This is a genomic window from Methanofastidiosum sp., assembly GCA_013178285.1.
Taxonomy (GTDB): Archaea; Methanobacteriota_B; Thermococci; order Methanofastidiosales; family Methanofastidiosaceae; genus Methanofastidiosum.
The window spans coordinates 1-8,695 of record JABLXD010000051.1 but is presented as its reverse complement, the minus strand read 5'-3'; the positions used below and the strand labels follow the sequence as shown (position 1 = coordinate 8,695).

At 30.0% G+C, this 8,695-nt stretch carries 5 protein-coding genes; 4 read left to right on the top strand and 1 reads right to left on the bottom strand.

Annotated features, from left to right (window positions below):
• The first annotated feature begins 1,452 nt into the window (after positions 1 to 1,452).
• Positions 1,453 to 2,901 carry a hypothetical protein gene (locus HPY60_10720; protein NPV51649.1) on the top strand — a complete coding sequence of 483 codons (1,449 nt, stop codon included), beginning with the start codon at positions 1,453 to 1,455 and terminating at the stop codon, positions 2,899 to 2,901.
• 266 nt (positions 2,902 to 3,167) lie between these two features.
• Here the strand turns inward: HPY60_10720 and HPY60_10715 are convergent, their stop codons facing one another.
• A complete protein-coding gene (locus HPY60_10715; GenBank protein NPV51648.1) occupies positions 3,168 to 4,079 on the bottom strand; it encodes a site-specific DNA-methyltransferase in 912 nt (303 codons plus the stop codon).
• A 394-nt stretch (positions 4,080 to 4,473) separates the two neighbouring features.
• Here HPY60_10715 and HPY60_10710 point away from each other — a divergent pair, with 394 nt between their 5' ends.
• From HPY60_10710 to HPY60_10700, 3 genes are all read left to right on the top strand, one after another.
• Positions 4,474 to 4,629 carry a hypothetical protein gene (locus tag HPY60_10710; GenBank protein NPV51647.1) on the top strand — a complete coding sequence of 52 codons (156 nt, stop codon included), beginning with the start codon at positions 4,474 to 4,476 and terminating at the stop codon, positions 4,627 to 4,629.
• Positions 4,630 to 5,111: 482 nt separating this feature from the next.
• On the top strand, positions 5,112 to 7,112 hold the full coding sequence (locus HPY60_10705) for an ATP-binding protein (GenBank protein ID NPV51646.1): 2,001 nt from the start codon (positions 5,112 to 5,114) through the stop codon (positions 7,110 to 7,112).
• Between the two features lies 1 nt (position 7,113).
• Positions 7,114 to 8,463 carry a DNA double-strand break repair nuclease NurA gene (locus tag HPY60_10700; protein NPV51645.1) on the top strand — a complete coding sequence of 450 codons (1,350 nt, stop codon included), beginning with the start codon at positions 7,114 to 7,116 and terminating at the stop codon, positions 8,461 to 8,463.
• The last annotated feature ends 232 nt before the right edge of the window (positions 8,464 to 8,695 follow it).

Below are 8,695 nucleotides of genomic sequence, written 5' to 3'. Positions count from 1 at the left end.
TACTATGCTCCACTTATTATAAAAGTTTTTAGGTTTTTATTTCAGAAAATGATGTGTTTAAACGAGAATAGAAATATTTTATTGTCATTTCATGATTTTTGAAATCCCCCAAGTTTTGGACAGAGCCTTTTTATTTTAGAGGATAAAAGAAGATTTTCAATTTCAGATTAAATAACACTTCTTATAATAATTATTTCGTAGGGTTTTAGGTTTTTACATTTCAGCAAGCAACTTTAATTGCTTTTAATCTAATTTTAGTTGGGATATGTTAGGGTGCTAAAGGTAAACTAACTTATGTGATTTTTGCTGCTGATTTGTATTTATAAGATTTTATTTTTTTAATTCCCTGCATTTTTGAAGAATTTGTTAAAGTTTCAAATTTTGGCTCTTATGGACTATAAATCGTCCTATGTATCTTATAATTTACTTATTTTAGTTACTAATAGTTTATAATTTTTTTAAAAAGTTTTCACAGTGTAGAATGCTAATAGGTAATTTAGTTGGCCTAAAATTATATCTTTTAGTGTATTTTTCTTTGGTTTGATTAATGGTACGATTTTTAGTCCATTAAACGATCCTATAGTTTTCAAAGCTTAAAATATCTTATCTGCAAGCATTAAGTCCTTTTTTATTTTTCCTCTTCATATTAGGACTTTCGATTTAAAGATAAATTACTGTCTTGAACTGTTCCAGGGTGGAATTACAAGTTAACGGTGAAAAATATCGCATGTCTATGGCTAATGTTAATTTAGCTTAAAATATTTTTATTTTGAACTATAAAAGCCGATTTCATAGCCATTTCTCCTAACTTCTATCATCATAAATCTTTGTCAATTGAAATTCAAATAATATCAGTTTAATTAATGATTATCTGTTATTTCATCTTTTATTTTTTTTAATTCTTTATTTAGTCTTTAATAGAAACTTAAATACTTTAACTCTCCCAAAGCGAAAAAATCTCTGAAATCTCTAGATTATTTAAAGTTATGCTGACCCTATGTTTTCGCTATTATCATGTTATTTAGCTCATTTAAATTCATATTTAATATTAGATTAATAAAATATGGTTATTAATCTATTTTTGTAGCATATAACACCTTATTAATAATTTTAATTTATTTAGACTTAATCCCTGCCGAGTTTCTCTAGAGTTGATATCAATAAATATATACGTCCAACAAGTTTACATTTAGGGTTTTTTATATCGTGAACTAATGGTATTTTCTTTTTATGCCAAAAATACTATTTAAAAGCAATTTTTTAAGTTTTTCGATATAAAAACCCTTTAAAATTAATATAACACGACTTAACAATGTAATTTTAAAATCAACTATAATAAATACAAATTTAAGCAAAAAAATCAGTTAAAATTGCCCAGATTTTCACATTAAAACCAACATCCTATAAATATTTATTATTGTTAAATATCAGACATATTTTAGGTGTGGTTTGATGGACCGATGGTTATGGGTTTCTAAAGATGTTATTTGTTGGAAAAAACTTTCTGAAATGGATGCAGATGATGAATTAGAATTATGCACTAATAAAGCCTTTAAAAAGAAAGATAAAATTATTGTCTATCGCTCAGGCAATCATCGCGATCTAGCATACATCCTTGAAGTAAAAAAAGATTCCAAAAGCCTTTATGGCAAGTATAAAACGATTTTGACTGATAAAGTTGAAATTAAGAATCCCATCACCCTGTCTGATTTAAGAAAGAGTCCTGAAATAAAAAAATGGAAGACAAAGTTTCTAAAAGAATTCCATAAAATTCCTTTTACTCAGTGGAACATTATCATTGAATTAATCTCTGAAAATAATCCCGGTTTGTTTAAAAAACATAAGCCAAAATGTTGTTCTGGGCCTGATCCAGATGGTTATCCCCTAAATTATAAGGAGCCTTTTTTTAAATTAATTGATAAGATTCGGGAATATAAGAATAAAGAATCTTTCAATGAAGAAACCACTAAACAATTGATTATCATCCCTATACTTCAAAAAATGGGTTGGAATACCTATGATGTTTGTGAAGTTCACCCTGAACATGGAGTGCATCATAGAACTAGAAGGGTGGACTACATTTTAAACGACCATAAATCTAGACAAGTTTGTATAGAAGCTAAAAGAGTGGGTGAGACAGATTTCAACTTCCATGAAGGACAACTCTTGGAGTATTGTGCCTATAAACATGTTGATATTGGAATATTAACCAATGGCCTGATTTGGAGATTTTACAGAATAAATTACCACTCAAAAGATTTAGAAGCCATTAAAAATGTATCTCAAGTAGAATTAAATCTTGAAACAACTAATAAGAAGAAAATTATGGATACTTTTATTCAATATCTATGGAAGGGAAATGTCACTGATAAAAAAAGGGACAAGATAGATATTCCTTCTTTGGATACAATTTTAGATAATATCAATTCCATGACTGCTGCGGACAGTAACAAGTTCAATGAAGAGGCTATGAAACAGGGTATTGTAATTCCATTGCTAAATAATTTAGGTTGGGATACTTTAGATCCGTCCATGATTGTTTTTGAAAAATCTATCAAAGTGGGTAAGAAGAAAAAGAAAGAAAAAATTGATTTTATTTTAGGTAAATATCCCAATGAACTTGTGGTTGAAGTTAAAGGTATTGGAGACGATTTATTAGATATTAAAACTCTTAACAACCATGAAGAACATTTTTTAGATTATATGGATGCGGGTAAACACAATTATGGTATATTAACCAATGGTAAAGTATGGAAGTTTTATCTCAATAATGAAGGATTCTGGAAAATTGGAAAAATAGTAATAGATAAAAATGTAAATAAAGATGATTTTGCTACTTTGATCTCAAAAGAGAATGTTGCAAATGGTATGATTTTACCTTATTTCGAAGAATTACTTTAAAATTATTGATCAATTGGATTTAAGGTTTTTAAATTTCAGAGAGTTGATTGATTCATCAAAATTTCAGTATTATTATATTTTTAAATTTTAATTGAAGAAAGATGGAGAATATAGTAATATGCCTTTACCCTTTCTTAATTTGTTTACTTTTTTAACCAAGAACATCATTAATAACATAAAAAAAATTTATTTTCATTAGATAGTTCCAATATTTCCGATCATCTATAATGAGACATTAGCATAAAACTTTCATAAAATCACTCATTTTAAACTAATTTGGATTGTCTAGAACTTCTGATTTCTACAAACTTTGGCGGGATATTATTAGGTTTATTTGGATCATAAACAGATCTTTGCATAGGTCTGATCCTCAATTCTCCCTTTTCTGCCAATTCAATTCTCTTATTAGCGATTTCAACATATTCGGGTATTATCTCAGCTCCGATCGATTTTCTTCGATTGATTAATGCGGCAATAGCAGTGGTGCCCACGCCCATATAGGGATCAAAGACCCAATCTCCTTCATTTGTCATAGATAATACCAGCCTTTCTATTAATTCAACTGGAAATTGGCAAGGATGTTCAGTTTTCTCCACATGTTGAGCCTTAACATTGGGTATTTCCCATATATCACTCGGGTTTTTACCTTTAGGATTTCCTGAGAGTTTTCCTTTATTAGGGCCTTTAAAGTGTTTTTTATGAGGATATTTTTGCGGTATTCTGATTGGATCTAAATTAAAAATGTATTCATCACTTTTTGTAAACCACAATATTACTTCATAACGCCCAGAGAACCTTTTAGAAGCATGAAGACCATGACCAAAATGCCATACTATTCGATTACGCAATTTTAAACCTAAAGAAGTAAATATTGGATATAATATTATATCTAAAGGAATAATTTCTCCTTTGTTAACATAATTTCCTACTTGCCAGCAAATACTGCCATTGTCATCTAAAACTCTGACACATTCTTTTATCACTTCAGTCTGTTGATTAAGGTAATCTTTAGTAGCGATTTTTTTTTCATATGATTTTCCAACATTGTAAGGTGGAGATGTAACAATTAATTTCACAAACTTGTCTGGAATTTGAGATAATAATTCAAGGCAATCTCCTTTGTAGATAATAGATTCTGCTTCTTTGTTAAACTTAGAATCTTTAATAACCTTTGTCATTCCAACCACTATTTAATATAGTATTATTTATATTAACAATTTCCATCCAAATATTGCATATTCCTTTTGTCTTTGCATGTATTTTAAAATTAATGGTAAATAATTTATTATAGTTTAATAGTACTCAATATTATGATTAAAACTCATTATTAGTTAATATGAGCGTTTTAAAAAGTATGAATCGACTACATTCATAAGAGGATTAGAATATGGATATAAAAGATTTGGAAATTAAAACTGCTTATGATTCATCTACTGACGATATTTTAAATGACTTTTATATTCCTTTACTAAATAATTCTATTGAATATCAGAGATTTGTAGTTTTTTTTCATCTAGAATTCTATCCGTTGCAGCTGAAGGATTTTCAAAATTTATTAATAACTGCGGGAGTATGGAATTAATATGTGGTACTAAATTAATAGGAAAAGATTTAAAAATTATTAAAAAAGCTCATCAAAATCCCGAAAAAGTAATTGAAGATTTTTATCGGGACAAAAAACTGACTTTGCTAGAAAGATTTGTTAATGATAACCTTAATGCTTTATGATGGATGATTGCAAGTGGCAAACTAAAAATTAAAATTGCGAGGGTTTTATACGATTTTGGCACTCCTGTTGATGAAAAAATGGAATAATACATCAAATAATTGGGATTTTTACCGATGAAAAAGGAAATTGTCTGTCTTTCAGAGGCTCAAACAATGAAACGGTTTCTTGTTGGAAATCAAATATTGAAGAATTTAAGGTATTTAGAAGTTGGCAAAACTCTGAAAAAACTTATCTTAATTCAGATTTAAAAAAATTTGATGACATTTGGAGTGGAGAAGTCAATGGGATTCAAATAATTGAGTCCCCTCAGCAATTCATGAAAAATCTATTAAAATAGTACCAAATTGGAAATGGGAAAAAAACAACAATTTTAAAAATTAACTAAAATAAAAAAGATTGTTCTATGGGACTATCAAAAAGAAGCCATTAGTTTATCAGTTCAAAATTGATTAAAATCCATACAATTTGGAGGAGAGCAGAGATGAGTTTAACAGAAGCCATTAAAAACCTTGCCTCAGTTGATATATTTAAAGAAACCCCCATTGAAAGAAATTTCGTTGGAAGACCTTTTTATGTCGATTATGATACAACTATGGTCTTAGTAGCTGATTATTGGAAAAATAAAGTTGGTGGCATCCCTCAAGGCTCTCTTCTTTTAGCTTTTTATGATAATGTTGATAACATTTCAGAAGCATTGCTCCTTAGGGCACTAAAACCTACTAGGCTTCCGACTGATAACGAAATTGTAAGTTCCATGGTGGAATATTATAAAGATAACCTCAAAACAGCTGGCACCGACAACCAACTTGATGACTTTACTCGTTATGAATTCAGTTTTTCCGGTCTAGAATGCCGTGTTTTAGGTACATTCTATAAAGATGATCAAGGAAGGTGCGTATTTGGAGCAGATGTCGAGAATTTCTACAGTGCTCATAATTATAATGTTTACAAGCCACGCGGTAAAGTTTTAGAATATATTGTTAACTTAAGAGATGATGACACTGTTGTGGGTGATTCCAATGATTTTAAGATTGGAAATGTCAGATACAGTTCAAGTAGACGTTTTCAAGAAAAAGAGGAAAAAGTTCCAGTCTATATTAATCCCAAAGATTTTTTGGGTAAGAGAACTGCTTTTTTTGGTATGACCCGAACTGGAAAATCTAATACTATAAAAAAAATCATTGAGGCTACTGTAGAAATTAGTGAAAAAGCACCTTACACTCTTGGAGATATTAGCAGCACTAATGAAAATATCGATCCCTTCAATGTTGATGGAACTCCTGTTTATCCTGTAGGTCAAATTATTTTTGACATAAATGGAGAATATGCTAATGCCAACCTCCAAGATGAAGGTACAGCTATATTTGAACTTTATAAAGATAATGTTATCAGATATAGTGTACTTGAAAAAGAAGGGTTCAAGGTAATGAAAGTAAATTTTTATAAAGATGTTAGCTCTGGTTTTGAATTAGTTAAATTGGCTTTAGAAAATGAAAATAGTGACTATGTGAACAGCTTCTGTGCTGTGGAACTCACCAAACCAGAAGATACTCAAGATTATTCTGCTAAAACTAGATATGAAAGACAAAAAGCAGCTTATCTATGTTGCTTAAAAGCTGCAGGACTTAAACCTCCCAAAGGTTTCAAAGTCAAATTTGAAGGTAATGCTGAGTTAAACAAGCTAGTTAAATCAGATGGTTCCATTAACCCTAAAAAAGGCATAAGTTTAGATCAGGCCACAGAATGGTTTAGGACTGTGTGGAGCCACTACAGAGATGAATTTTTCATTAAATACAAGCAGGATAAAGGCCGGGAATGGGCTGATGAAGATCTTAAAGCAATACTAGTATTTCTAACAGGAAGAAGAGAAGGTGCAAAAAATACTAATCTATCCGGATACAAAAAGCTAGCAAAAATCAGAGAACAACACACACCTACACAAGATGAACCATTCCAAAAGGACATTATTAACTCATTAAGTGAAGGTAAGATAGTAATAGTGGACTTATCTCAAGGAAATCCAGAAATACAAAATATGTACTCAGAAATGATCTGTACGCATATTTTTCAGAAATCTTTAGACAGATTCATAAAAAATGAACCTAATAATTTTGTTCAATTATACTTTGAAGAAGCTCACAACCTCTTTCCAAAAAAAGAAAGTAAGGATCTAAGTCAAACCTACAATCGGATTGCCAAAGAAGGTGCAAAATTGAATCTTGGCTTAATCTATGCTACCCAAGAAGTCAGTTCCATTAGTGCCAATATACTTAAAAACACTCAAAATTGGTTCATTTCTCATCTTAACAATGTAGAAGAAATACATGAACTGAGAAAATACTATGATTTTGCTGATTTTACTGATAGTCTCGTGAAGTTCAGTGCAAGTATGGATAAAGGATTTGTTAGGATGAAAACTTACTCAAATCCTTTCGTAGTTCCAGTTCAAATCGATAAATTTACAGTAAACGAGGATGAATAACATGGCCTATTCAAGTAGAGGGCTAAAACCCTTTGAACGAGCTAGTAAAGCATCTCATGGTCATATAATTAAAAATCAGTATCTTCAAGATTTTCTTTCAAATTGCGAAATGCCAAAAACCATGGAAGACTTAAAAGATTTTAATTTTGATTTCCAAGAAGTTCTAGATATTGATATTAATCCAATTAAACATATTATTGCAATTGACGGTGGATCCACCCAAGTAACTGTTCGAGAAAGATTTCCTTCAACTATTATAACATTCTATCAATTTGGGGCCTTAATTTTTAATATTAATGATCTTGATGAAATCTCTGAATCCCCATTTGTCAATCCAGATGATATCTCAAAACTAAAAGAGATCAAAAGGTTTGAATTTGTCCTACCAACCAAAAATATAAGGCTAAAAAACGAAACTATGATTTCTTCAGTGCGTAAATCTATTTACGAGTTTTTCATGCGCCCATTAGATGATGAAAACACATTGATGGATACATTTAGTTGGTTCATATACGAAGAATATGGGAAAAAAAGAGAATCTTGGCCACTTTCTAAATGCCCTGGTTGTGGTTTAAGCAACTTGGAACTTAAAAAACGAGAAATGACAAAAGCTTACACTTTTAGGTGCCCACAATGTGATATGCTTTTATATCTAACAGATGTTTTTGGAATTCAAAATTCAGTGGATGAGGAATTGGGTGTAGGTGAGACAGCAGCTATTATATTACTACTTGAACAAATGATTCTTGTTTATATACTTCACACAATCCTTAAAACGAGCCCGAAATTGCTGAAAGAGACGTTATTCATCAAAGATGGACCTTTGGCTTTCTATGGGAACTCTTCAAGGATGTATAAACCAATGAGGAATCTTGTAAATTATTTATTCGATAAACATGACTTATACTTGATTGGTTTAGAGAAAAGTGGTGCTTTTGTAGAGCATGGGCTTGAAATATCCGACTTAATACCACCTAGATCAACATTACTTTTGGATGATGATTACATCTATAAGTTTATTATACCTAGTAAGGATAATCGTCAGTATCCATATGGTTTTAGGACATATTACAGTGGTAAACTAATTTTCAAAACTAAAGAAGGAAATATTTATGTTGCTACTTTGCCCAATAGAGAACCTACTCCCCATCCAACTAAGAAAGACTTCAAGAATCTAGATATCATCCTACTAAATATAGAGAAATTGAAATGTAACATGTACGAAAACGCTCTTTTCCCTATTGCATTGGTTAACAAGTTAGTATCTCTTTCAGATCATCCTAGTTCCAAAATTTTAAAGAAATTTGCGTCTGATAAAATGAAAAATCATAATTCTATTCACTCTGATTGAATAAATCTTTAAATATATGGACTTTCAGGATTTAAAATGTTACTATTATATCAAAAAGATTTTCATACGGTTAATATATAGTATTATTTATTGAATTTTTATTTAATAGGGTGTTAGATTTAATGTGAAAATCTGGGCAATTTTAACTGATTGTTTTGCTTAAATTTGTGTGTATTATAGTTGGTTTATAAAAGTACATTTCCAAATCTTTTTATATTAATTTTAAAGGGTT

Excerpts from the sequence above, each read along its gene's own strand:
- HPY60_10720 (NPV51649.1), top strand. The coding sequence starts at position 1,453 with ATGGACCGATGGTTATGGGTTTCTAAAGATGTTATTTGTTGGAAAAAA.
- HPY60_10715 (NPV51648.1), bottom strand. The coding sequence starts at position 4,079 with ATGACAAAGGTTATTAAAGATTCTAAGTTTAACAAAGAAGCAGAATCT.
- HPY60_10710 (NPV51647.1), top strand. The coding sequence starts at position 4,474 with ATGGAATTAATATGTGGTACTAAATTAATAGGAAAAGATTTAAAAATT.
- HPY60_10705 (NPV51646.1), top strand. The coding sequence starts at position 5,112 with ATGAGTTTAACAGAAGCCATTAAAAACCTTGCCTCAGTTGATATATTT.
- HPY60_10700 (NPV51645.1), top strand. The coding sequence starts at position 7,114 with ATGGCCTATTCAAGTAGAGGGCTAAAACCCTTTGAACGAGCTAGTAAA.